The following is a 22,881-nucleotide window of genomic DNA, read 5'->3' on the forward strand; positions in this document are numbered from 1 at the left end:
CGACGGGCGATGCGCATTTCCACTTGATTTGATAGGAATCTTTCGACAATGTGGCGGCAAATCCGGGGTTTTGCAAGGTCGCGCGAGCCGTGCGGAAAGGGAGCCGGGCAGGTTACGCCAGCGCGTTGCGGTGAATCGTGCTTATGGTATTCGGCGCCGTCTCGCACGAAGTTTGACGGATCGGAAAGCCGCTCGCTTGAACGCAGCAAACGAGAGGCGGCATCAAATCGGCAAGAACAAAAAACGGCTCGTCCGGCAAGCACTCCGCATTGACGTGCGTCGCGTTTGCCGAACGAGCCGTCTGAAGCGGCCGTAGCCTTGCAGGTCGTACGAACTGCACCGAAGGGTATGACCGCACAGTACAGCGTCCCGCTTAACGGCCCCGCGAGCGACCGCGCGCCGTGCCACCACCACGATTCGCGCCACCCGGACCCGCGTTACCACCGGCGCGGTTGGTGTTGCCGCCACGATTGCCACCCGGTCCGCGATTGCCGCCGCTGTTGCCGGCCGGGCCGGCACGCTTGCCGCCCGTGCGCGCACGATTGCCGTTGGGCGACGGCGCGCGATTGCCGTCGACGTCGCGGCCGCGCTGCCCCCCGCTGCCACGATTGCCTGCGCCGGCACCGAAACCAGCGCCGCTCCCCATGCCCGCGCCGAAGCCGCCGCCCGCCGCGCCGCGGCGGCCCTGGCCGCGCGGCTGCTGCTCGAAGCGGCTATGCGACATCAGCACTGGCTCGCGGCTGATGAAGCCCATCGACGTCTGCATCGGATCCGGCTGACGACGCTCCGGCGCCGCATTGCGGCCACCGCGTTCCTCGGTCGGCGCCTTCAGGCCGACCGAGGCCATCAGCGCGCGCACCTGATTGTCCTCGAGCTCTTCCCAGCGGCCGCGCTTCAGACCACGCGGCAGCGAGATCGGGCCATGACGCGTGCGGATCAGCCGGCTGACCATCAGGCCGGCCGCCTCGAACATGCGGCGCACTTCGCGATTCCGCCCTTCGGCGAGCGCGACGTGGTACCAGTGATTAGTGCCTTCGCCGCCGCCATCGCGGATGCGCAGGAAGTTCGCCGGGCCGTCCTCGAGTTCGACGCCGTGCAGCAGTTTCTGGCGCATACCCTCGGCCAGTTCGCCGACGACACGCACCGCATATTCGCGCTCGACGCTATAGCGCGGATGCATGAAGCGGTTCGCGAGATCGCCCGATGTGGTCAGCATCAGCAGACCTTCGGTGTTGAAGTCGAGACGCCCGACCGCAACCCACTTGGCGGTTTTCATCGGCGGCAGCTTGTCGAACACCGATGGACGGCCTTCCGGGTCCGCGTGGCTGACGATTTCGCCGGTCGGTTTGTGGTACAGCAGCACGCGCGGCGGCTTGCTGGCGAGCTTGCGCTTGACCGGCTTGCCGTTGATGCGGACCTGATCGGTCGGCATGATGCGCTGGCCGATGTGCGCCGGCTCGCCGTTCACCGACACGCGGCCGGCGATGATCAGCTCTTCCATGTCGCGGCGCGAGCCCATGCCCGCCTCGGCGAGCACCTTATGCAGCTTCGGCGCGTCGTCATCGGGCGACAACACCCGCTTCGGGCCCGCTGCCTTGCCACGGCGCAGCATCGGCGCGCGTACGCCGCCAGTCGTGGTGTTGTCGGCATCGAATGCAGGCGACGTCACGTACGAGAACAGATCGTCCTGAGCCGATTCGGTAGCCGGGGCCGCATCGGCGCCGCGTCGATTCTGGCGCTGGCCCTCACGTTGACCTTCGCGCGGCTGACGCTCGCGCTGGCCTTCGCGCGGCGCGCCCTCGCGCTTCGCCGCGCCGCCGGCATTGCGACGTCCGCCCTGTTTCGCGCCCGCGTCCTTGCGCGGCGCACGCGCCTGGGCGCCAACCTCGCCGTCCGGCGGTGTTTCGGCGACGACCGGCGCGCCCTCGGCTGCCTTCGTCTTCGCGCCGGCGCGGCGTCGCGCGATCAGGCTGCGCGGCCCGCGACGCAGACCGCGGCGGGGGCGCTCTTCGCCCTCTGCTTCCGCGCCGTGAGCCGGGCGCTCGCCCTCGCCTGCCGACGCTTGCGTAGTGCGTTCGTCGGTCCGCGCCGACGGCACGGGGCGCTCGGATTCGGACGAATCGGTGTCGTGGGTATGTGTCAAAACAACCTCAAAATGTCAGGTCGCGCGCGCCCGTTGCGGGCGCGGCAAAAAAGTTCGGTTACGTCAGGCGCTGCGCGACTCGGTTTCGTCGTCGGTCAGAAAACCTGAGTCTTGCGCGGCATCGCGGCGATCCTCGGGACCGTCGTGCGCCGCCTCGATCGGGTTCGGCTCGGCGGCGTGCTCCGTATTGCGAGTCACGCCCGAGTCGTGCGCGGGTGTTGCCGGATCGGTCGGGGCGACCGGATCTTGATGCTGTGCCGAACCGGCGACGCTGGTCTGCGTTGCCGTGGGTGCCGGTTCGGGCTGTTGTTGCGTGCCGTGCGGCGCGCTCGACGCGTCTGATGCACTTGACGCATTCGTCGTGCCGGACTGCCCAGTCGCTTCTGCACGGGGCTCCGACTCGAACGTCGACGCGGCTACGGTCTCGGGCGGCGCTGCTGCAAATCCCGACGCCGACTGCTGCCCCGCTTCCGGCGCAGCCGGCTCGCCCGCGTCACCCGCCGTGTCGAGTCCTGCATCCTGATCTGGCTGCGGCACGCTATGCGCGTCGCCTTCGGCAAATTCGATTGCGTGCTGACCCAGCAGATCCGCGTTCAGTTGCGCGGACGGATCGGCCAGCGGCGGCAATTCGTCGAGCGCTGTTAGGCCAAGGTCGTCGAGGAACTGACGCGTGGTCGCATACAGCGCTGGACGCCCCGGCACGTCGCGATGACCGATCACCTCGATCCAGCCGCGATCCTCGAGCTGCTTGACGACCTGCGTATTCACCGTCACACCGCGAATTTCTTCGATATCGCCCCGCGTCACCGGTTGCCGGTAGGCAATGATCGCGAGCGTTTCGAGCACCGCGCGCGAATATTTCGGCGGTTTTTCCGGATGCAGTCGATCCAGATACGAACGCATCGCGGGCTTGCTTTGAAACCGCCAGCCCGACGCCAGCCCGACCAACTCCACACCGCGCCCGGACCAGTCCCGCTTCAGGTCTTCGAGCAAAGTCCGAACAGTGTCTGCCGACACGCCGTCGGCAAAGAGCTTGCGCAGTTCGCCGAGCTTTAACGGCTCCTGCGCGCAGATCAAGGCAGTCTCGAGGACGATCTTCGCCTCTTGGGTATTCATGCAGCTAGGTCAGACCCTGTGGTCAAAGAACCGGATCAAACAGACGATGTGGAACTGAAGACGCGCTCGCCCGATTCTGATCGGTCATATTGATGGGAGCACGCACCGGGGGGTGGCGAACAGACTTATCGAGCCAGACCCAGCCGGACGGAGCGGCGATATTCCTGAAAGGATTCGCGTGAACTGAGCGCCATATTACGCAAAAACGACCGGGGCGTAAAGCCGCGATCCTCCGTGCATCTTCTGCCGCGGCGGCGACCGGTGTGCCCGCGCTCGCCGGAACCGGGTCGCCAGTGAGAAGATTTCCACGATTCGCGGCCTTTCGCCGCTTGCGGCGCGCCAGGTCAATACGCGACGGACGCGCGACGCCATGCGCTCACGCGCCGGCGCGGCGCGCCAGAAACCGCACCAAGCGCTCGACGCCCGCATCGAGCCGCGCCGTATCGCACGCATAGCACCAGCGCACGAACCCCTCGCCTTGCGGCCCGAACGCGCTGCCCGGTGCCACGCCGAGCCCGACCTCACGCACCATCGCCTTGCACAAATCGAGACTGCGTGTCGAGCCCGGCATCGCGAAGAACAGATACATCGCACCCAGCGGAGCCTTCACGTCGACGCCGGGAACTGTCGAGAGCGCGCGCACCAGATGATCACGCGAGCTCCTCAGGTCGCGCACCAGCTCCTGCGTAAAGCACTCGCCCTGTTCGAGCGCCGCGATACCCGCCTGCTGCACGAACGACGGCGCGCATGACGTGTTGTACTCGACCAGCTTCGCCAGGTCATCCATCAACGCGGTCGGGGCGACGATCCAGCCAAGCCGCCACCCGGTCATCAGCCAGGCTTTCGAAAACGAATTCACGCAGATCACGCGTTCGTCGCGCGTCGCGAGATCGAGAAACGAAGGCGCCGTGCGTGCGCCGGCCGCCTGCGCCGCGTCATCACCGGGACAGTAGAGCCGCTCGTAGACCTCGTCCGCGACGATCCAGATTCCGTGCCGCCGACAGTGTTCGAGCACGGTGCGCTGGTCGTCGCGATTCATCACCCAGCCGGTCGGATTGTTCGGCGAGTTGATCATCAGCATCTTCGTGTCGGGTGTCAGCGCGGCAAGCAATTGCCCGACGTCGAGCGCCCAACCGCGTTCACCGTAGCCGAGCGCGACGGTTTCGACCTGCGCGCCGAGAATCTTCGGGATCTCGACCAGATTCGGCCATAGCGGTGTCACCGCAACGACCCGGTCACCGGCGCCGACCACCAGTTGCGCGGCGAGCATCAGCGCGTTGACGCCCGCGCTCGTAACCGCGATGTGCCCCAGTGACGTTGCGCCATGCAGTTCGCTGACGTAGCCCGCGAGCGCCGCGCGCAACGGCGCGATGCCGAGATTGTGTGTGTAAAACGTCGCGCCGGCGGCGAGCGCGGTGCTCGCGGCGTCGCGGATGAATGCGGGTGTGACGCGGTCGGACTCGCCGAACCAGAACGGCAGCACGTCGCCGACGCCGAAACCGGCGTTCGCGACTTCCCGGATTTGCGATGGACGCAGCGCGCGCACGGCGTCGCGCGCATTCGGAGTAGAGGGCACGGGCAGGTCCAATTCGCTCATCGAGGCTTCCGCAAGGGTGAAGGATAAGAGGCTCTGGGCGCAACCGCGAAGGCGTGCGCGATGACGGCGGTAGTTTAGCGCGCCGGGTGACCGGACAGCGGCGAAGCAGACGCCGGTTGGGCGGCGGGCCAGGCCCACAGGTTCACCGCCTCCACCAGTCGGACAGTCCGCACACGATCCCGCCCGTTAATTCAACTCTTCGGCCCGCCCGGGCAACTGCCGGATCAGATTCCACACCGCCTCGGCCGCGGGCGACAGCGACCGGTCGCGCCGCCGCACCAGTTCGACGCGGCGCTCCGCGCGCGGCACCAGCGGGCGCGCGACCAGCGACGCCCCCGCCGGCAGCGGCAGCGCGAGCCACGGCAGCACGCTGATGCCGACGCCCGCCTCGACGAGCCCGAACACCGTCGCCGAATGGCCGAGTTCCTGCACCACGGTGGCGTTCACGCCCTGCGCCTGCATCACGGCGTCGATGAGTGGGCGGCTGCCGGACGCATAGTCGAGCATCACGAGTTGCTCGCCGTCGAGGTCCTTCCACGAAACCTGTTTGCGCGCGGCGAGCCGGTGATCGTCACGCGACACGATGCAGAACGAGTCGGTCATCAGCGTCTCGCTGAGCAGGTCGTCGTCGGAGAACGGACCGATGATCACGCCGAAGTCCACTTCACCCGACTTCACCTTGCGCACCACGTCGCTTTGCACGTCGTCGCGCAGACTAAGCGTCACATAAGGAAACTGCTGCCCGCACGACGCGACCACACGCGGCATCAGCCGGCACGCGACGGTCGGGCTCGCCGCGACCACCACGCGTCCACGGCGCTGCTCGCCGATTTCGCGGATCTCGCGCAACGCGTCGTCGAGATCCGACAGCAGCCGCGACACGCTCGACACCAGATTGCCGCCGACGTCGGTGAGTTGCACTTCGCGCGTCGTGCGATCGATGAGCTTCAGGCCGATTTCGCCTTCGAGCTCGCGCACGCAGCGACTGACCGCCGACTGTGTGAGGCCGATTTCATCGCCGGCCCGACTGAAGCTTTGCAAACGCGCCACCTCGATGAAAACCCTGAGCTGTCGCAGCGTGACATTCATTTGCTGACCTCATCAATAAGGCAATTTAATGCGCATTGTAGGTTAAATCCGCGCTGCACAGCGCCAGTCACAACGGTCGCCGCGATGCAGCAAAAAGGCGCGAACGCCCGCTGGCCGGGCCCATCTGCACAAGATTGGTGATTGTCCCGATTTGCGAGATGGGCTTTTTGGATTCATATACGGCCCTGGTTGGCGCCCGCGTTGGCCCGCCGCCACGGGGCTTTCAGGCAATCGATATCAAATTGGCACACTTCGTGCGTTATGAGACGCGCAGGGTCGGCGCCATGATTTCCGACTGAAATGGCAATCCGTGGCAAGCCCGTCCCCTTTGGCACTCGCCTATCGAGTGTATGAAGAGTGCGCGGCGCGGGGCAGCGCACCGGAGTTAGCTTCGCTGAGGTGATACATGATGCTGTTCGACGATTTGAGAGATAACGAGTGGGCGCTGGTCGAGGCTTTGTTCTGTGCCGAGCCGGCGCGCAGCGAACGGCGCGGTCGACCGCGCGTGGAAGCTCGGGCGGTGGTCAACGCCGTACTTTGGGTGTTGTCGACGGGCGAAGGCTGGTCCAAGCTGCCGGGCCGCTATCCGTCCCCGCCGACTTGCCGCCGGCGTTTCGACGAGTGGCAGGCCGATGGCACGCTCGCTGAAATTGTGAAGCGGCTCGGCACCAGCGGCCGTGAAATCTCGTTGCGCGGCAGGATCGGCGCAACGGCCGCGAAACCGCCGGCACCACCGAGCCGCGACCGTATGCGCGGCGCGTTCTGGACCAATCCGGAATCGTGGCGCGCGCCGGTCAAGATGGCCTGACGCGAAACTACGTTGTCACCGGGCGCCTGCGGGCGCCCGGTTTTTTATCCAGCCGCCTTATTCTCGATTGCGTGCACGCCACGACCCGCCAGCATTTGACGGTCGCCGCGGGACGCTCCCTGGTTTCGCGCCCGCTTTCGGTGCGCGATCCGCACGGAGTGATCATTGCGGTCTGCCTCAGACTAGCAAACTACGCGACAGCTCCTGGTGAAACATCCATTTACTATTAATTACAGCACCCTTTCTTACCCCGGCATAACTTAATACCTATGCAAACAGGCCTTGAGTCGCGACGGGCTCGAGGTTGAGGGGGATTTTGGAATGAAACCAATGTCACTGCTGTTGTGCGGCATTGTGATTTCATCGATGGCCGCGCCGGCATTTGCCCAACAACGCCCGCAAGGGTGGAACTGGCGCCCGGACCGTCAGGCTACGCTGGAAGCGTGGCAGCAAAGCGAGGCCCACAATCGCGACTTCACGCCGCCCACGCCGCGAGGCGATCTGCGCGGCGATATCGCCAGCAATGTGCGGGCACGGCCCGATGCGCCGCGCGCGGAACAGCGACGGCGTTGATGTCGTGTGTCGCCGCGTGGATGGCGCGTCGGGCGACGCGGCACCAAGTCTCTCGCATTGCGTATGCACGAGCGGGGAACCACCGGACGCGGCACCAGTCTGACTCAACGCCATTAGCACAGCGTGGCAGTAGTAATTCCGGTATGCCCGTATCCTCATGATACGGGCTTTTTTTCGCGCCCGTGGCGTTGATGGCATGACAGGCGCGCAACGGCAAACCGCCGGTGCGGAACGCGTCGCCGCATCGTCGATGGGGAAGCCGAGAGTCGCCCGCGGACGCGCACAGCGACCGGCCGACGGTAGAGACCGCCCGCCGTGGGGGTGACAGGCCCGGGCGGACAGTGATTCAGATAAGCGATGAACCTTGAACTAAGGCCTGACTTCGGCTGTCGCCGCGGACTGCGTTTCGGCCGCGCCGAGAACGTAATCATTCATGCGTTGCGCTGTCCATGTGAGCAGACGCTCGTCGTGCTCGAGCCGCACAAACTCCGCTTTGCCGCGTTCGGTGAGCACGGCGATGTCGACGGGGGCATGAAAGCCCGGCGCCGGTGCGACGGTTCGCTGACGAACGGTGTCCATCAGCCCCAGCGCGCGAAGATATTGGAAGACACCCGGCCTTCTGGCCCAGGGAACCTGGCGATATTGCGCTCGCCGCAGCGCTTCAAGTACCGCTTCGTTGGAATACGTGGTCATCTCACTTCTTTCTTAAAGTGCAGCTATGACACATTCATGCCCACGCGTCGCTGCGCCACCGGCGACGCGCGTAGCACCCGCTCCTGGTCAGAAGCTCGCCGCCTGTTCGACAGCGGATTTCCGCCAGATGCTGCCTGGTCTCGTTTTCGGAACCCCCGTCAGAACGGCATGTTAGCGTTCTCTCCCCGAACCGACGATGCAACCGCCGCGGCGCGATGGCTGGCCCGTGGATTTATCCCGAAAGACATACGTTACCCCATTTAAATTGATTCTATTCACTTTATTAGCGCTTTTTTTTGCAGCAATCGTGCTATGGAAACGTGCGCGAAGGCCGCTCATCGTCTGCATGATCGCGCTGTTCTGGCTGCTCGCGGCCGGCTGGCTGAGCGCGCCACTGCTCGATCTCGCGCAGCCGCAACGACAGAGCGCCGAGGCCGCCACCTTCGCGCCACGCACCGCGATCATCCTGCTCGGCGGCGGCACGGTCTACGACCACGACCACGTGCTGGTGCCACCGCGTGACGTGCTTTCGCGCATCGAAGTCAGCGCCCTGAACTATGCGGCCTGCAAGCGCACGGCGATCGTCTGCCAGGTGATCGTGAGCGGCGGCAATCCTCAGCGGCACAGCGCGACGGAAGCCGACACCTACCTGCCCTATCTGCTGCGTCAGCAGGTGCCGCGCTCGGACATCGTGCTCGAGAAAAGCAGCCGCACGACCTACGAGAACGCGCGCAACGTCTCGGTCATTGTCGGCCAATCACATTACGACACGTTGATACTCGTCACTTCCGCGTATCACATGCCGCGTGCGCTGCTCGACTTTCGCCGTTTCGGCGTCGAGCCACAGCCGCAGATTTCGAGCGCGCGGCGCGTGCGGCTCGGCGTGCTGCCGCGCTTCGGTAATCTCGTGGCGGCGGAGATAGCGTTGCATGAGCTCATCGGCCTCGCGCAGTTTCACCTGTATCGCGCGATCGGCTGGTTCTGACGAACGATGTAGGCCGACCGTTCTCGCAGATCGATGAAGTCATTACAAAACGTAACAAATGTTGAGCGCGGTTACAAAGCCATCGGCTGCAGCGGAGTTTGCTCGATAGAATGAGTTGTCTTTCCCACTGGACGGGCAATACTCGGGTCCACCACCACTCTATGGAGGTAACGATGAAGAAAGTGTCCCTGGCGATCCTGGTTTCCCTGTGTGCCGCGGCCGGCGCAGCTTACGCGCAGGACCAGGGCATCACGACGAGCACCGATCCGGCCAAGGCCGCCGACGTCGAGCAGCGTGCGCAAGCTTTGCAAAACCGCGAGCAGTCGATGGAAAGCGCACCCGCCGCCCCGGCCAAGCATCACAAGATGGCTCCGCATCATCCGAAGAAGGGTGCGGACACGTCGGGTACCTGAGCGACTTCGCGGATCTCGCCTCGCGGCCTCGTCGTGAAGGTGAAAAAGCCGAAGCCGGCAGCGCCGGTTTCGGCTTTTTTATTTGCGTGATCGGCTCGCTGCCGACGAGGCACTCCGAACGCACACCGGTCTGGCGAAGCCTCCGGCGCACAGCATTCTGTATGCTAAAGTCGCGCACCGACCGGCGAGCCGCCGGCATCCCCTAACCCGTGCGCACCCTGGTGCGGAGGACAGCATGAGCAACATCCAGCTTGATATCGAATGGACCGAAGCAGCATCTCGCAAGATCGAAAAACTGATGCCGCGTGGCGGTCAGGAAGCATACCTCGCGCTGCCGCCCGTCGAATGCCTGCCGATGGAAGGCGACGTGCTGTTTCTCGGCCCGGCGGGCAAGCAGCAGCCGTTCATCGTCGCGGAGCGTCAGTATCACCATGACGGCGACGCCGACTGGACCATCATCCTGATTCTCGATGTCCCGCAAGCAACTCACTAATCGCTGACGGCGCGCCGGCGGCCGCGGTGCCGCCGCACCTGGCCGGCGTGTTGTCCGCGCGCCGCTGACGCCCGCACCCGGACTCAGGCGATCTTCGACACTACGCGAATCTCCGCGTGCTCGATCCAATCCGCGGCCGCTTTCTTATAAGCCTGGATATGCGCGGATTTCGCATGCGCCGCGAGCGCGTCCTGGCTTTCCCATCGCTCGACAAACACGAACCGGCGCGGCTCCTGCACGTCGCGGTGCAAGTCATACTGCAGCACACCCGCTTCTTTGCGCGTCGGCCCGACGATGCCTTCGAGCGCCTCGCGCAACAGCTCCTCGTGCCCCGGTTTCGCCACCGAAATTGCGACCACCGCGATTTCCGCCATGCCTGATCTCCTCCTTAAGAAAACCAGCAGCATACCCGCCGGTCGCCGAACCTGCCGACGACGGCGCTAACCAGCCTGGCGACGCATGAACCTCGCCTCCGCCCGCCACGCCGGACCACCGTCGCGTCAAGCCAGAATCCGCGCGGCGAAGCAGTGCGAAGCCCGCCGCCCGAACCGCCACATCAGCCACCGCACCGGCGCTAACATGGGTGCACCGTCGGCGCCTGGAGTTTGGCGGGCGACCACTGGGCGCCCTGCTACCCTCGGCGTGGTGCGGCAACTGATTGCGATTGAGAATCGGTTTCACGCGTGGCAAGCGCGCGAAACGCTCCGGCGCATGACCGCAACGGGTTGCCGCACGGCCGTTGGCAGCCGTTTTGCGGACAATTTTCGCGCTTATGCCTCTGTGATAACCCGCACATTGATGCACGCTGCAAACTGCTAGACTCATTTTGACCAATTCGCCGGAGTCCAGCGTAGCTGGTACTGCCCTCCGCGTTCGCGGGACGCATTCCTGACGTCCCGGCGACGCTTCGGGTGTGCGGGCGCTGCGCGCCGAATGGGTTTGCGAGCCCCTTCACCCCTTGCCGCAACAATCCCATGTCAGCTCTGATGCCCGCTTCTATGCCATCCGTCAGCGAATTGACCGTGAGCGGCGTGCTCCCGCACTTGGTCCGCGGCGAGTCGGGCTGGACCGCGACCTGGCGCGCATTGACATTGCACAGCGTGTTCCAGCCGGTGCTGTCGGTCACGCATCAGTGCGTGGTCGGCTACGAGGGGCTGTTGCGCGCGTTCGATCCGGTCGGCCTGCCCGTCTCGCCCGAAGTACTGTTCTCCGGCACGCGCTCGGCCGCCGAAGCGCGCGAACTCGACCGCATCGCGCGCTGCCTGCACGTGGCGAACTTCATGGAGCAAGGCATCAGCACCGGGTGGCTGTTTTTGAACACGCGCCCGCAGGTATTCGAGACCGGCTGGCCGCAGCGCGCGTTCATCGACGAGTTGTCCGCGCATTTCGGGCTGCCGCAGGAGCGCATCGTGATCGAAGTGCTCGAGCAACCCGCCGACGATGAATCCGCCGTCGCCAGCATGCTCGCCGCGTCGCAGCCGCGCGATTTCCTGATCGCGATCGACGACTTCGGCACCGGCTTCTCGAACTTCGACCGCGTGTGGCGCTTCCGCCCCGACATCGTCAAGCTCGACCGTTCGCTCGTTGCGCGCGCGGGCAAGCGCGAGGGCGACGAATCGATGATCAGCCATCTGATCGCGATGCTGCATCAGTCGGGCACGCTGGTGCTCGCCGAAGGCGTCGAAACCGATGAGGAGCTGATGATCCTGATGCAGGCCGACGTCGATTTCGTGCAGGGCTTCTGGTTCGGCCAGCCGAAGAGCAGCGTGCGGGCCGCCTGCACGAAGGTGCCCGCGCTCGTCGAGTCGATCTGGAGCAAGTTCGCCGACTACGAGCGCGCGCACGCCGGCCACCAGCGGCTAGGCTTCGAGGGCTTCGCGGAAGCGGTGCTGGCCGCCGCCGACACCTACAAGGCGACCGGCAACCTCGAACAGGCTGCGCAAAAGGTCTGGCATCTGCCCGAGGCGCGCCGCGTGTTCCTCACCGACGGCCAGGGGGAGCAGACCCGGCCTTCGGTGACGGCCGCCTCGGTCTCGCCGCCCCCGAAGCGGCTCGCACCGCTCTATACGGAGACGCGCAGCAACTGGTCGCGTCGTGCGTATTTCCGGCACGCGCTCGCGGCGCCGGGCCGCGTCGCGATGATGGGGCCGCACTATTCGCTCGCCGATGGTCAGGACTGCTACACCGCGGCGATCGCGTTCGAGCGCGACGGCACGAACGTGCTGTGCGTCGACTTCGTGCCGGAGGCATCGCCGCCGGATGTGCGCACTGGCAGACGCGGCGCAAAGCGTTAGCGACCCGCGCCGCTACTCGTGCACGCGGCCGCGCCCCGACTTCACCTCGCTGCGCTTCGCCTTGCTGTCGAGCCGTCGCAGGTTCGACGCCCGGGTCGGCCGCGTCGCGACCCGATGCTTGCGGGTCACGCTGACACTTTCGATCAGTTCATCGAGCCGCGCAAGCGCCGCCGCGCGGTTCATCTCCTGGGTTCGATGCTCCTGCGCCTTGATGACCACGACGCCGTCGCGCGTGAGCCGATGGTCGGACAGGGCGAGCAGACGCATCTTCAGCACTTCCGGCAGCGACGAGGCGCGCACGTCGAAACGCAGGTGGATAGCGCTCGATACCTTGTTGACGTTCTGCCCACCCGCCCCTTGCGCGCGCACGGCGGTCAATTCGATTTCGTTGGGCGGGATCGGGTAGCGGGATGTCATGGGCGGTCGGGAAGAGAGATGCATCAGTGTACAAGCGCTCGGCGCGAGATGCCCGAGGTCGCCGGGGCACGCGAGAGCGCCAGGTGCAGTGCTCGGCGGCGCCGGCTTCCGTTCGCGTTACGAAAAAAACCATTTGCGTCGGCGCGACCGCTTCATCGATACTGGCTCTTTCGCTTACGGCGTAAATTCAAATGAAAATCCGTCCCGGTTTCGTGCTCGAAGTGGCGGTCAACTTTCTGCTGCCGTGGCTGGCCTACCGGCTCGCGTTACCGCGGGTAGGCGAGACCGGCGCGCTGATCGCGTCCGCCGTGCCGCCACTCATCTGGAGCGCTGCCGAGCTCGCGCGCTTCAGACGCGTCGATGCGCTCAGCGTGATGGTGGTTGCGGGCATCGTGTTGTCGGTGGCGGCCATGGCGCTCGGCGGCACTCCGCGCATGCTGCTGTTGCGCGAGTCGCTGGTGTCCGGCGCGGTCGGCGTCGTGTTTCTGCTGTCGCTGCCGATGCGCCGTCCGCTGATCTTCTACCTCGCGCGCGCGACGGTCGCGCGCGAAATGGAAGGCGGCGCCGCGCATTTCGAGGCGCTGTGGCGCGAACGCCCCGGTCTCGCCCCCGCGATGCGAACCATGACGCTCGTGTGGGGCGTCGGCCTGACCGCCGAAACCGCGCTACGCGCGTGGATGGCGCTGACGTGGCCGATCGAACGCTTCCTCGTCGTGTCGCCCTTTATCGGCTACGGTATCTACGCGGGACTCGCGCTATGGACGCTGTGGTATCGCAAGACGATGCGCAGCCGCGTCGAGGCCATCGAGCGGGCGAGCGGCATGGCCGGTTGAGCGGCGCTCGCACTTTGGGCCCCCACTCCGCGTGTTCCGCCCGCGCTCGCGCGATCAACGCGACGCCTCCGCGATTCGCGCGGCCAGCCCCGAATCACGCTGCGTCGGCGTCGCGATCGCCTGCGCGAGCACGGCCCGCGCGCCGATCACCTCGACGCGTTCGCGCGCGCGAGTAATCGCCGTGTACACGAGCTCACGCGACAACACCCGGCTGAACGCCGACGGCAGCACCAGCACCGCGTGCTCGAACTCCGAACCTTGCGACTTGTGGACCGTCAGCGCGAACGCGGTGTCGTGCGGCGGCAGCGCGGCTGGCGACACCGCGCGCACCCCGCCGTCGCCGGCGCGGAAGTACACGCGCAGCGCGCCGCCCGCACCCGGCAACGCAATGCCGATGTCGCCATTGAACAGCCCCAGCGCGTAGTCGTTGCGCGTAACCATCACCGGACGTCCAGCAAACCACTGCGCGCCGACCGCGAGCGTGACGCCCGCAGCACGGCGCACCTGGGCCGCCATCGCCGCATTGACCTGATCGACGCCGCGCGGTCCGAGCCGCGTCGCACAGAGGATGCGGAAGCGGTTGAGCGCGTCGAACAGCGGCAATGGATCGGGCGTCTCGGTGGCGAGCGCCGCCGCAAGTGCATCGGCGTACGGCGCGAAGCCGGCGGCAAGTCGCGTGACGGTGCGCTCGGCCAGCGTCGTGTGCGCGTCCTCATGCAGCGCCGCGGCGCAGTCCTCGGTCGGGTCGGTCCGCAATACGTCGAGCGCCGCGCTCGCTGAGCCGTTGCGAATCGCAACCGACAAACGCCCGATCGGCGACTCGAGGCCGAACCGGTAGTTGCGCTCGAGCCAGACGACGCAGTCCGCGAGCGGATTGCGTTCGTTCGCCAATTGCATATCGCGACCGGCCTCTTCGTCAGCCGCCGCCGTCGCGACACCGGCGAACAGATCGCCCGATGCATCCGGCTCGAACGTGTGCAGCGCCTCGGGTGGCACAAAAAAATCATCCACCGGCGCTTCATCGTCCTGACGCGACGCACGCGGCAAAGCCCGCGCGAGCCGCGCCTCGTCGATGTCGAGCGCCTGCGCGACCCGTCGCAATCCGCTCGCGCTCAACGCCGGCCGCGCGCTGAGTTCGGCGAACACCGCGCCGGCTTCGACCGCGGCGAGCTGGTCCTTGTCACCGAGCATCACGAGCCGCGTTTGCGGCCCGATCGCGTCGAGCAGATGCGTGGCCATCGCGACGTCGATCATCGACGCCTCGTCGATCACGACCACGTCATACGGCAACGGATTATCGCGATGATGCCGAAAGCGTCCGCCCGGCCCCGAGCCCAGCAATCGATGCAGCGTGTACGACGTCTGCGGCAAACGCTCGGCGAGTTCTGCCGGCAGCTCGCCCGCACGCGCGAGCAATGCTTCCTGCATCCGTTGCGCCGCCTTGCCGGTCGGCGCCGCGAGCGCAATGCGCAGATCGGCGCGCGCATCGAGCAGACACGCGAGCACGCCGACCACGGTCGTGGTCTTGCCGGTGCCCGGACCTCCGCTGACGATCGTCAGCCGCCCCGACAGCGCCATCACGGCCGCGACGCGCTGCCAGTCGACTTCGTCGTCTTTCGGCGGGCCGAAGTAGCGCAGCAGGCGTTCGCGCAACGCGGTGGGCGCGGAGTCGGCGTTGACATTCGCAGTGTTCGCGTCGGCCGTCGCCTGTGCGACCAGAGCGTGCGCCAGGCGCCGTTCGTAGTCGTAGTAGCGCGCGAGATAAAGACGCCCCTGCGCGTCGATCACGAGCGGCCGCAACGCCGCCGCGCCCGCCGCGCCGGCCGCGTCCGCTGCGCCATCGCTTGCCATGCCGCTCGCGAGCAGCGCCGCGCGCACCTCGGCGCTCGATGCGTCGAAGCGGCGCGCAAGCGCCGCGAGCGGCACGCACACGTGCCCTTCGGCGGTCGCACGGCTCGCCGCGAAGGCGCCGCGCGCGGCCCATTTCACCACCTCGGTCGATGCACCACTGCGCCGCGCCAGCATGCCGATCCGACGCGCGAACCCTTCGGCCAGCGCGATGCTGAAATCGGCCGGCGCGGGCAGGTTGACGCCGATGTCTTCGAGCCCGAGCGGCGCGGCCGCGCGCTCGTCAAGCGTGCCGCGCGTACTCATGCGCCACCTCCGATCATCGCCGCGTCGAGCAGCGCCACCAGTTCGAACGGTGCGCGCCGCCTATGCACGCCGGCGGCGCCGTCGACATCGCGCCAGTCCGGCCGCACGCCGCGAACGAACAGATACAGATAGCCGCCGATATGCGTGTCGTACGCATAGTCGCGCACGCGCGTCTTCAGATAGCGATGCAACGCGACCGTATATAGCAGCGCCTGCAGGTGATACGCGTGGCTCGCCATCGCCGCTTCGAGCGGCGCAGCCGCGTAATCGGCCACGGTGTCGCCGAGATGGTTCGATTTCCAGTCGACGATCCAGAAGCGGCCGTCGTGCTCGACGATCATGTCGATAAATCCTTTGATGTATCCACGCAGCACGCCCGGCTCCAGCGCGACGTCGGGATAGCCGTATTCGATCAGCAGCTCGCGCAACGCCGGAAAATCAAGCGACGGCGCCGCGAACAGAAATTCGAGTTCGTTCAGGCGCCGGCGCGGATCAAGCCGCGCGAGCGTCATGCCCGGCACCAGTTCGGTCGAGACGACGTCGGCGATCAGCCGATGCATCATCGCGGGCAAGCGCGCGGCGAGCTCGGGCGCGGCCGGCGCCGGTCGCTCGCGCAGCGCGCCGCGGATCGCATCGGGCCAGCTGCGCGCGTCGCTGAAATCGGCGAGCTCGAACATCCGATGCAGGCAATCGCCAGCCGCCGCACCGCGCGGGAACGCGAGGATGTCGTCGTCGGCATGCGCCGGGGCGTTGGTCGCGGCGACCGGTGCGAGCAACGGCGCGGCCTGTAGCGCGTCGGCGATCTCATCGTGATCGGGCCGCACGTCTTCCTGCGGCGCATGCGCGTGCGCCTCCCCGTTCCTCGCGCCGGACGCGATCAGGCCGCTGAAACTCGCCATACGCCACTGATCGCGCAACGGCCGCCGATTCGCGCGCGCGTGCAGATGTGCGCCCTGGTCCTGCAGACTTTCGAGCGGCACGCAACGCGTCACCTCGGGCAGCGCCCGCACCGTGACCGGTCCGCCCGCGAGTGCATGCCAGCTCGCCGCGAGCGCGGCTTCATCGGGCGGCTCGGCGAGCCATGCGTCGAACGTATGGCCGCTGCCGCCGACGAGCCAGTTCAGCACGCTGCGGCGCGACTCCTTGGTCGAGCGCGAAGACAGATAGGTGCCCGCGACCAGGTAGCAGCGATACACCGCGCGCGTGAGCGCCACATAGACGAGCCGCGCGCGTTCCGCCGCCTGCTCGCGCACCGCGTAGCGCGACGCGCGCTCGGCTTCCTGTTCGTCGCAACCGTAGTGCAGCACCGCGTCGCCGCTGTCGTCGTGATACTCGCGCGCATCGGGTAAGCCCGACGACGGCGGCTCGCGCAAGCCACCATCGTTCAGGAACGGACAGAACACGACCGCGTATTCGAGTCCCTTCGATTTATGGACCGTGACGATCTGCACGAGATTGCGATCCGACTCGAGCCGCAGTTGCGCCTCTTCCCCGCCGCCCTGCTCGCGCTGCGCGGCGAGCCAGCGCAAGGTCGGCGCGATGCCGGGCTGGGTGGCCGCGCGCGCCTGTACGAGCTCGGCGAGATGGTTCACGTTGGTCAGCCGGCGCTCGCCGTCGACACCCGCGACGAGCCGCTGCGCAACGCGCAGCTCGCGCATCAGCGTGCGCCACATCACGGCGAAGCCGCGTTCGTGCCACAGCATCCGGTAGCGCGAAAAACGTTCGACCCAGCCCATCGCGTCGGCGGGATCGAGTGTTGGCGCGGGTTCGTCAAAGGCCTCAGGCGCTGGCGCCTCGGCGACCTGCGTAAGACGCCACAGCGCGGCGGCGTCGAGCCCGAGCCAGTCGGTGGCGAGCGCGGCGCGTAGACGCCGCAGATCGCCGGGCGTGTCGATGGCGGCCAGCACGCGCTCGATCTGCTCGGCATCCAGCGTCGCGAACACCGACGCCTGCGCAAGCTCCACGCTGCCGACGCCCCATGCCGCGAGCACGCGTTTGACGAGGCTGCCCTGCTTGTGCGTCTGCACGAGCACTGCGATATCGCCCGGCGCGAGCGGCTTGTCGCCAATCGTCACGACGCCTGCACGCGCCCCTCGCAACAGCCGCACGATCTCGGCCGCGCACGCTTCGCCCGCCGCGCGCTGCGCGTCGCGTTTGCTCAGCGCGGTCTCGCCTTGCGGCAACGTCCAGATGCGAAAATCGCCGCCGCCCGCGTCGGGATCGGCGAACGGGGCACGCCGCCGCTCGCCCGCACGCACCGGCTGATAGTCGAGCCCGTCGAGCACGAACGCTCGAGGGTTCGCTTCGAAGATCCGGTTGCACGCGTCGACGATCGGTGCGGTCGAGCGCTGGTTGACCGCGAGCGTGTAGCACGCGGACGCCGCCTCGCGCGCCGCAAGGTACGTATGCAGATCCGCCGCACGGAAGCTGTAGATCGCCTGCTTCGGATCGCCGACGAGGAACAGCGGCCCGGCCGGCGCGAAGATGCGGCTGAAGATCGCGAATTGCAGCGGATCGGTGTCCTGGAACTCGTCGATCAGCGCGGCCGGATAGCGGTTGCGCAACGCGTCGGCGAGCCACGGATGCGCGGCCAGCGCGCGATACAGATTCGCGAGCAGATCGTCGAACGACACGACGCGGCGCGTGCGCTTGCGCGTCACCAGCTCGGCCGGCGCGAAATCGAGCCATGTCTGCACGAGCCCGAGCCAGCGCGCGCGCTGCGCGGCCTCGGCGGCGACCACGGCCGCGGCCAGCGCTTCGGCATGCTCGAAGAACGGATGCGCGGGCGGCTCGAACTTGACCTTGGTCGCCTTCTTCAACGCCGACGCCGTCAGCTTCAACGCCGCGCGCGGCGGCGGCGCATGGCAGTCGCCCCGCGCGAAGTAGTCGGTCCACGCGGCGATCGCGGCGCTGACGTGATCGGGCTTGTGCGTGGTCTTGCTCAGGCGCTCCTGGGCCTCCGCTAGCAACGCGACGATCGCGTCGCGCTCGGCCTGCCAGATCGCGCACGCGACATCGAAGCCGGCCTGCGGATCGGCGCTGGCGCCGTCCGCGTCGACGCTGCCCCAGCGCAATTGCGCGAGCGGCTTTTTCAGGCGTCGCGCCAACTGTTCGTCGAGCGAGGCGGGACCGGCGCGCCTCGCCACCAGCCACGCGGCGAACGCCGGATGCGCATGCGCAACCGGCTCGACCTGCTCGCGCCAGAAGTCGGCGGCGAGTTCGAAGCGCAGCGCCGCGTCGTCGGCTTCCATCTCGAACGCGAACGGCATCGCGGCGGCGAACGGCGCTTCCTGCAACGCGCGCTGACAGAACGCGTGGATCGTGTGGATCGCGGCCTGATCGAAGGTGCGCAGCGCACGGCGCACGACCTTCAACGCGGCCTCGCGCTCGATACCGTTCTGCGGCGCGAGCGTCGTTTCGAATAGCCGGCGGATGAACGGATCGTCGCCGTCGTCGTCCATCTCGATCGCGCGATGCAGTTCCGCGAGACGGCCGCGAATGCGCTCGTGCAACTCCGCGGTCGCGGCCTTCGTGAACGTGACGACGAGAATCTGATCGGCGTTCAGGTTCTTTTCGAGCAGCAGCCGCACGTACAGCGCGCAGATGTTCCACGTCTTGCCGGTGCCCGCCGACGCTTCGATCTGATTCACGCCGTCGAGCGGACACGCGAACACGTCGAGCTCGTCGGCGACGAGGTTTTGATGGCGCAGCGCTTCGCTCATGAGGCGCTCCGCACATGCTGGATCAGTGGCTTGAAGACGATCGCGGCGAGGCTGCCGAACGGTTCGGCGAGCGTGAGCGGCGTGCCGCGCAGCGCGATGCGCAACGCGGGGTCGTCGGATTCGCCGCGTACACGGTCGTTGATCCATACGCCCTGTGCCGCCGATTCGCTTTCGCTGACTCTCGCCCATGCGCTCTTCGGAAAGAAGCGCAGCGGCAGCCGGCGGCCGGCATTGAAGAGCGCCGCCAACGGCGCGAGTTCGTCGAGCGGCGCCGCGACGGGCGCGAGCTCGAAGCTCTCGCCGCTGCCGTACCACACGGTGCGGCGCGGACCGTCCGGCTGCGCCGCGCAATAGACCAGATGCGCGAGCCACGCCGACAGATAGTCGCGCGCGCTGGCTTTGGCATAACGAAAGATCACTTGTCCCGTTCCGGTCAGCAGGTTCAACGTGCCGCGCATTTGCAGCGGCGTTTCGGCGGACTCGCGCAGCAGCGCGTCGTAGTCGCCGAACAGCGAATTGGCGCTGTCGGTGCGATCACCGTCTTGCGGCCAGCGCGGCATGATGTCGAGCACGAACGGCAAGCGCTCGACACCGGCGGCCACTTCGCGCCGCACGCTTTGCGCCAACTGCCGCAGCGCGGACAGTTCGCGCGCGCGCCACACCGCGCCGGTCGCGCCGCCCGGCAACTCGGGGCTCGCCTCGGCGACGCGCTGCACGCGGCTGTACATCACCTCCTCTGCGGTGTCGGCGTCGAGCAGCACCGGCAGCAGGCGCTCGGCGAGCGCGTCGCGGCCCGCATAGTCGAGATCGAACGGCTCGGTATCGAGCAGCTCGCCCTGCGCATCCGACAACGCAATGCCGAGCCGGTCGCGCAACAGCGCGCGCGCCGGATGACGCCAGAAACGCACGAAGTCGTCGAACTGCACCTCGTGCATATCTTCCGGCGGCAGCGGTTGATCGAAGAACGGCGCGGCGGCGGCATGCTGCGGTTCGGCGAGCAATGTGGCCAGCTCGGCGCGATCGGCGTCGTAGGTGAACAGATCGGGCTTCGCCGCAAAATAGTCCGACGCGAACGACTGCAACGGATGCTCGACGATGAACTCGCGCCGCGCGCTGTCGACCTCGGCCGGACTCGCGTCCTCGCCCGCCGACACCTGCGCGAGATGATCGAGCAGTTCGTCGACGAGCGCGGCCGGCGGCAGCGGCGCGTTATCGCGAATGCTGCGGCCCGTGTACGCGATGAAGAGCCGCTCGCGCGCGGCGAGCAGCAGATCGAGGAACAGATTGCGCTCGTCGTCGCGGCGCTGACGGTCGCCGGCCTTGCCGAACGCGGCCATCAGATCGAATTCGTCGGCGCGCGCGAGCGACGGCAGCACGCCGTCGTCCATGCCGAGCAGACAGACCACACGGAACGGCAAACCGCGCAGACTCGTCAGCGAAGAAAACGTCACGCTGCCCCACGGCACGCCGCCGCGCGCGGGGTCGTCGAGCGCTTCGGTGAGCGCGGTGCGCACCACCGAGGCCGGCAGCAACACATCATGCGCGCCGGCCTGCATCGCAGCGCTCATCGCATCGAGCGCGTCGCGCACGGCCGCGAGCGAATCGGCGAACTCGACGCCGCCGTCGAAGCACTGCCCGAGCGTTTCGAGCAGCAGCTGCGACCAGCCGGCGGGCGTGCGCTCGATCGCGCAGCTCGCCGCGAAGCTGTCGATATCGTCGACGAAGCGCGACAGACGGCCGAGCAATTCGGCATCCGAACCGTCCGCGCCTTCGACCGGCAGCCACGCATCGACCGGCTCGCCGCCGGCCGGCATCGCATAGCCGAGGTACAGGCGCGTCAGCGCATCGGCGAACGTATGACGCGCGACCGGGACATGCTCGCCGACCGGTTCGAGCGGCGCGAGCCCGCGCCGCGCGCCGGCGGCCGCGAGCCATTCCTGCGCGGCTTCGAGCGAATTCGCGTCGATGCCGTAACGCACCGCGACCGCATCGACACGCAGCCATTCGATCAGATCCGGCGCGCCGACGCTGCGCTCGGGCAGCGCGAGCCAGTCGAGCAACAGACGCGCGACCGGATTGGCCTGCGACGGCGGCAAGCCGGTGATCCGGTACGGAATGCGGCGGGTGTCGCCGGCGGGCGTGGTGCCGAACACCGCATCGATCAGCGGACCGGCCGCCGCCAGATCGGACACCGCGACCAGCACGTCGGACGGCTGCAGATCGTCGAACTCGTCGAACCAGCCAAGCAGGCGATCGTGCAGCACTTCGAGCTGTCGGGACAGGCTATGGCAAACGTGTACCTCGATACCGCGCTCGATAGGCAACTCGTCGGCATCGGCTTCATTGCGCAGATCGAGGATGCCGTTCTGCACGGCGGCGAGCCAGCTCGGCTCGGGATTCCCGGTGAAGTCGCCGGTCTCGGCCGATGCCGCGCTTTCGGTCAGCTCGTGCAGCATATGCAGCTGCGCCTGAGTCTGCCGTCCCCATTCGGCGAGCAGCGGATGACCGACTTCCTGATAGTCGAGCTGCCCCGCCGCGTCGAGCGCCTGCACGCGCCCTTCGCTGACCACGTCGAACCAGAACTCGCGGCATGGGTTCATCACGTACAGACGCACGTCGATCCAGCGCGACAGCGCGCGCAGCAATGCGATATGCAGCGGCGGCATGGTCGGCAGCGCGAACACGCTGACCGCCTCGGGCCATCGCGCGTTCGAGATTGCCTCGAGATCGAGCGAGCCGAATTCATCGAGAAACCGATACGCGGGCGGCAGCGCGGCCGCGGATGTTTGCGCATGACCGCCGGCTTGCGCGAGCTCGGCGAGCACCGCGCGCCACAGCGCCGCTTGCCAGCGCTCGTCTTCGCGGGCGGCATCGCTCGCGCCGGTCAGACGCGGACCCGTTTCGTCTGCCGCGCCACTCGCGAAGATCGAGCCGCCCTTCTGCCACTGCAGCAGCCATTCGGGGCGATAGGTCAGATAGTGGTCGAGCACGGTCGCGACGCGCCGCGCGAGTTCGTAGCGCATCGACGCGTCGGCCGCATCGAGATAGGTGCGCAATCGCGGCGACGCATTCCACGGCAGCGCCTCGTCCGTGTCGTCGAGCAGCCGGTAGCAGCGCCACACGAGGCGGTCCGGCGCGAACGGCGAATGCTTCGGCACCTCGATCACGCCGCCGATCTGCGCCCACAGCCATTGCGCGAGATAACCAAAGTTCACGTTCGCGCAGATGCCCTGGCGCGCGGCGATATCGAGTTCGAGCCGCCGGCGCACGGCCGCGCTCGGCACGATCACGGGACGCGCAGTCCAAGGGTCGGACGGCGCTTGCGCGAGGTCGTCGAGCAGCGCGCCCACCAGCGTTTCGTAGCGGTTCGAGTAGAAGAGCTGAAGCATGAATTCCAGATCACATTTGGCACGCTGATGGCCCGCGAGTGATGCTCGGGAGCCGCGGCGGACATTGAAGCGACAGCATAACAAACCGATCCCCCAGGGCATAACCTGGCCGAATGGGCGAGGTCAGAACGCGCGCAAAATCAGTTAGACTCGACGGCAGTT

17 protein-coding genes are annotated in these 22,881 nt (G+C 67.2%); 7 read left to right on the top strand and 10 right to left on the bottom strand.

What is annotated here, in order from left to right; all coding sequences use genetic code 11:
• Positions 1–373 precede the first annotated feature (373 nt).
• The 4 genes from rluB to G5S42_RS23240 form a co-directional block, all read right to left on the bottom strand.
• On the bottom strand, positions 374–2,143 hold the full coding sequence (gene rluB, locus G5S42_RS23225; protein ID WP_176108918.1) for a 23S rRNA pseudouridine(2605) synthase RluB: 1,770 nt from the start codon (positions 2,141–2,143) through the stop codon (positions 374–376).
• 63 nt (positions 2,144–2,206) lie between these two features.
• A complete protein-coding gene (gene scpB, locus G5S42_RS23230; protein ID WP_176108919.1) occupies positions 2,207–3,259 on the bottom strand; it encodes an SMC-Scp complex subunit ScpB in 1,053 nt (350 codons plus the stop codon).
• Positions 3,260–3,635: 376 nt separating this feature from the next.
• Entirely contained in the window at positions 3,636–4,856 is a 1,221-nt protein-coding gene (locus tag G5S42_RS23235; protein ID WP_176108920.1) for a pyridoxal phosphate-dependent aminotransferase, read from the bottom strand.
• Positions 4,857–5,042: 186 nt separating this feature from the next.
• Complete coding sequence (locus tag G5S42_RS23240; protein ID WP_176108921.1) at positions 5,043–5,945, bottom strand: LysR family transcriptional regulator; 903 nt, start codon at positions 5,943–5,945, stop codon at positions 5,043–5,045.
• A 406-nt stretch (positions 5,946–6,351) separates the two neighbouring features.
• Here G5S42_RS23240 and G5S42_RS23245 point away from each other — a divergent pair, with 406 nt between their 5' ends.
• Together G5S42_RS23245 and G5S42_RS23250 are read left to right on the top strand one after the other, a co-directional pair.
• Positions 6,352–6,753 carry a transposase gene (locus tag G5S42_RS23245; protein WP_013089147.1) on the top strand — a complete coding sequence of 134 codons (402 nt, stop codon included), beginning with the start codon at positions 6,352–6,354 and terminating at the stop codon, positions 6,751–6,753.
• Positions 6,754–7,074: 321 nt separating this feature from the next.
• A complete protein-coding gene (locus G5S42_RS23250) occupies positions 7,075–7,326 on the top strand; it encodes a hypothetical protein (RefSeq protein WP_176108922.1) in 252 nt (83 codons plus the stop codon).
• A 369-nt stretch (positions 7,327–7,695) separates the two neighbouring features.
• Here the strand turns inward: G5S42_RS23250 and G5S42_RS23255 are convergent, their stop codons facing one another.
• Complete coding sequence (locus G5S42_RS23255) at positions 7,696–8,019, bottom strand: hypothetical protein (RefSeq protein WP_176108923.1); 324 nt, start codon at positions 8,017–8,019, stop codon at positions 7,696–7,698.
• Between the two features lie 265 nt (positions 8,020–8,284).
• Here G5S42_RS23255 and G5S42_RS23260 point away from each other — a divergent pair, with 265 nt between their 5' ends.
• The 3 genes from G5S42_RS23260 to G5S42_RS23270 all read left to right on the top strand — a co-directional run bounded on the left by G5S42_RS23260 (position 8,285) and on the right by G5S42_RS23270 (position 9,910).
• Positions 8,285–9,004 (top strand): YdcF family protein, encoded by a 720-nt coding sequence (locus G5S42_RS23260; RefSeq protein WP_376776885.1) that lies wholly within the window; start codon positions 8,285–8,287, stop codon positions 9,002–9,004.
• Positions 9,005–9,177: 173 nt separating this feature from the next.
• Positions 9,178–9,417 (top strand): hypothetical protein, encoded by a 240-nt coding sequence (locus tag G5S42_RS23265; RefSeq protein WP_176108924.1) that lies wholly within the window; start codon positions 9,178–9,180, stop codon positions 9,415–9,417.
• A 235-nt stretch (positions 9,418–9,652) separates the two neighbouring features.
• Positions 9,653–9,910, top strand: coding sequence for a hypothetical protein (locus G5S42_RS23270; protein WP_008923870.1), 258 nt, complete (start codon positions 9,653–9,655; stop codon positions 9,908–9,910).
• Between the two features lie 83 nt (positions 9,911–9,993).
• Here the strand turns inward: G5S42_RS23270 and G5S42_RS23275 are convergent, their stop codons facing one another.
• Positions 9,994–10,284, bottom strand: coding sequence for a putative quinol monooxygenase (locus G5S42_RS23275; protein WP_176108925.1), 291 nt, complete (start codon positions 10,282–10,284; stop codon positions 9,994–9,996).
• A gap of 624 nt (positions 10,285–10,908) precedes the next feature.
• Here G5S42_RS23275 and G5S42_RS23280 point away from each other — a divergent pair.
• On the top strand, positions 10,909–12,204 hold the full coding sequence (locus G5S42_RS23280; protein WP_176110608.1) for a sensor domain-containing phosphodiesterase: 1,296 nt from the start codon (positions 10,909–10,911) through the stop codon (positions 12,202–12,204).
• A 12-nt stretch (positions 12,205–12,216) separates the two neighbouring features.
• On the opposite strand, the gene arfB is transcribed toward G5S42_RS23280, so the two are convergent.
• On the bottom strand, positions 12,217–12,621 hold the full coding sequence (gene arfB, locus G5S42_RS23285; RefSeq protein WP_013089140.1) for an alternative ribosome rescue aminoacyl-tRNA hydrolase ArfB: 405 nt from the start codon (positions 12,619–12,621) through the stop codon (positions 12,217–12,219).
• A 191-nt stretch (positions 12,622–12,812) separates the two neighbouring features.
• On the opposite strand from arfB, the gene G5S42_RS23290 reads away from it, so the two are divergent.
• Positions 12,813–13,454 (top strand): VC0807 family protein, encoded by a 642-nt coding sequence (locus tag G5S42_RS23290; protein ID WP_176108926.1) that lies wholly within the window; start codon positions 12,813–12,815, stop codon positions 13,452–13,454.
• A 54-nt stretch (positions 13,455–13,508) separates the two neighbouring features.
• On the opposite strand, the gene G5S42_RS23295 is transcribed toward G5S42_RS23290, so the two are convergent.
• From G5S42_RS23295 to recC, 3 genes are read right to left on the bottom strand one after another with little or no spacing between them, the layout of a single operon-like run.
• A complete protein-coding gene (locus tag G5S42_RS23295; protein ID WP_176108927.1) occupies positions 13,509–15,608 on the bottom strand; it encodes an AAA family ATPase in 2,100 nt (699 codons plus the stop codon).
• Positions 15,605–19,330, bottom strand: a complete 3,726-nt coding sequence (gene recB, locus G5S42_RS23300) for an exodeoxyribonuclease V subunit beta (RefSeq protein ID WP_176108928.1) — start codon at positions 19,328–19,330, stop codon at positions 15,605–15,607. Before recB ends, G5S42_RS23295 begins: the two co-directional genes overlap by 4 nt.
• A complete protein-coding gene (recC, locus tag G5S42_RS23305) occupies positions 19,327–22,719 on the bottom strand; it encodes an exodeoxyribonuclease V subunit gamma (protein ID WP_176108929.1) in 3,393 nt (1,130 codons plus the stop codon). The genes recB and recC overlap by 4 nt, the downstream gene beginning before the upstream one ends.
• Positions 22,720–22,881 lie beyond the last annotated feature (162 nt).

It is taken from the genome of Paraburkholderia youngii, from assembly GCF_013366925.1.
GTDB classification, from domain to species: Bacteria; Pseudomonadota; Gammaproteobacteria; order Burkholderiales; family Burkholderiaceae; genus Paraburkholderia; species Paraburkholderia youngii.

What these genes read in the sequence shown, in the direction of transcription:
- G5S42_RS23250 (WP_176108922.1), top strand. Translation starts at nt 7,075, where the DNA reads ATGAAACCAATGTCACTGCTGTTGTGCGGCATTGTGATTTCATCGATG.
- G5S42_RS23240 (WP_176108921.1), bottom strand. Translation starts at nt 5,945, where the DNA reads ATGAATGTCACGCTGCGACAGCTCAGGGTTTTCATCGAGGTGGCGCGT.
- G5S42_RS23245 (WP_013089147.1), top strand. Translation starts at nt 6,352, where the DNA reads ATGATGCTGTTCGACGATTTGAGAGATAACGAGTGGGCGCTGGTCGAG.
- G5S42_RS23275 (WP_176108925.1), bottom strand. Translation starts at nt 10,284, where the DNA reads ATGGCGGAAATCGCGGTGGTCGCAATTTCGGTGGCGAAACCGGGGCAC.
- scpB (WP_176108919.1), bottom strand. Translation starts at nt 3,259, where the DNA reads ATGAATACCCAAGAGGCGAAGATCGTCCTCGAGACTGCCTTGATCTGC.
- G5S42_RS23235 (WP_176108920.1), bottom strand. Translation starts at nt 4,856, where the DNA reads ATGAGCGAATTGGACCTGCCCGTGCCCTCTACTCCGAATGCGCGCGAC.
- G5S42_RS23265 (WP_176108924.1), top strand. Translation starts at nt 9,178, where the DNA reads ATGAAGAAAGTGTCCCTGGCGATCCTGGTTTCCCTGTGTGCCGCGGCC.
- recB (WP_176108928.1), bottom strand. Translation starts at nt 19,330, where the DNA reads ATGAGCGAAGCGCTGCGCCATCAAAACCTCGTCGCCGACGAGCTCGAC.
- G5S42_RS23270 (WP_008923870.1), top strand. Translation starts at nt 9,653, where the DNA reads ATGAGCAACATCCAGCTTGATATCGAATGGACCGAAGCAGCATCTCGC.
- G5S42_RS23255 (WP_176108923.1), bottom strand. Translation starts at nt 8,019, where the DNA reads ATGACCACGTATTCCAACGAAGCGGTACTTGAAGCGCTGCGGCGAGCG.
- G5S42_RS23280 (WP_176110608.1), top strand. Translation starts at nt 10,909, where the DNA reads ATGCCATCCGTCAGCGAATTGACCGTGAGCGGCGTGCTCCCGCACTTG.
- recC (WP_176108929.1), bottom strand. Translation starts at nt 22,719, where the DNA reads ATGCTTCAGCTCTTCTACTCGAACCGCTACGAAACGCTGGTGGGCGCG.
- G5S42_RS23295 (WP_176108927.1), bottom strand. Translation starts at nt 15,608, where the DNA reads ATGAGTACGCGCGGCACGCTTGACGAGCGCGCGGCCGCGCCGCTCGGG.
- arfB (WP_013089140.1), bottom strand. Translation starts at nt 12,621, where the DNA reads ATGACATCCCGCTACCCGATCCCGCCCAACGAAATCGAATTGACCGCC.
- G5S42_RS23290 (WP_176108926.1), top strand. Translation starts at nt 12,813, where the DNA reads ATGAAAATCCGTCCCGGTTTCGTGCTCGAAGTGGCGGTCAACTTTCTG.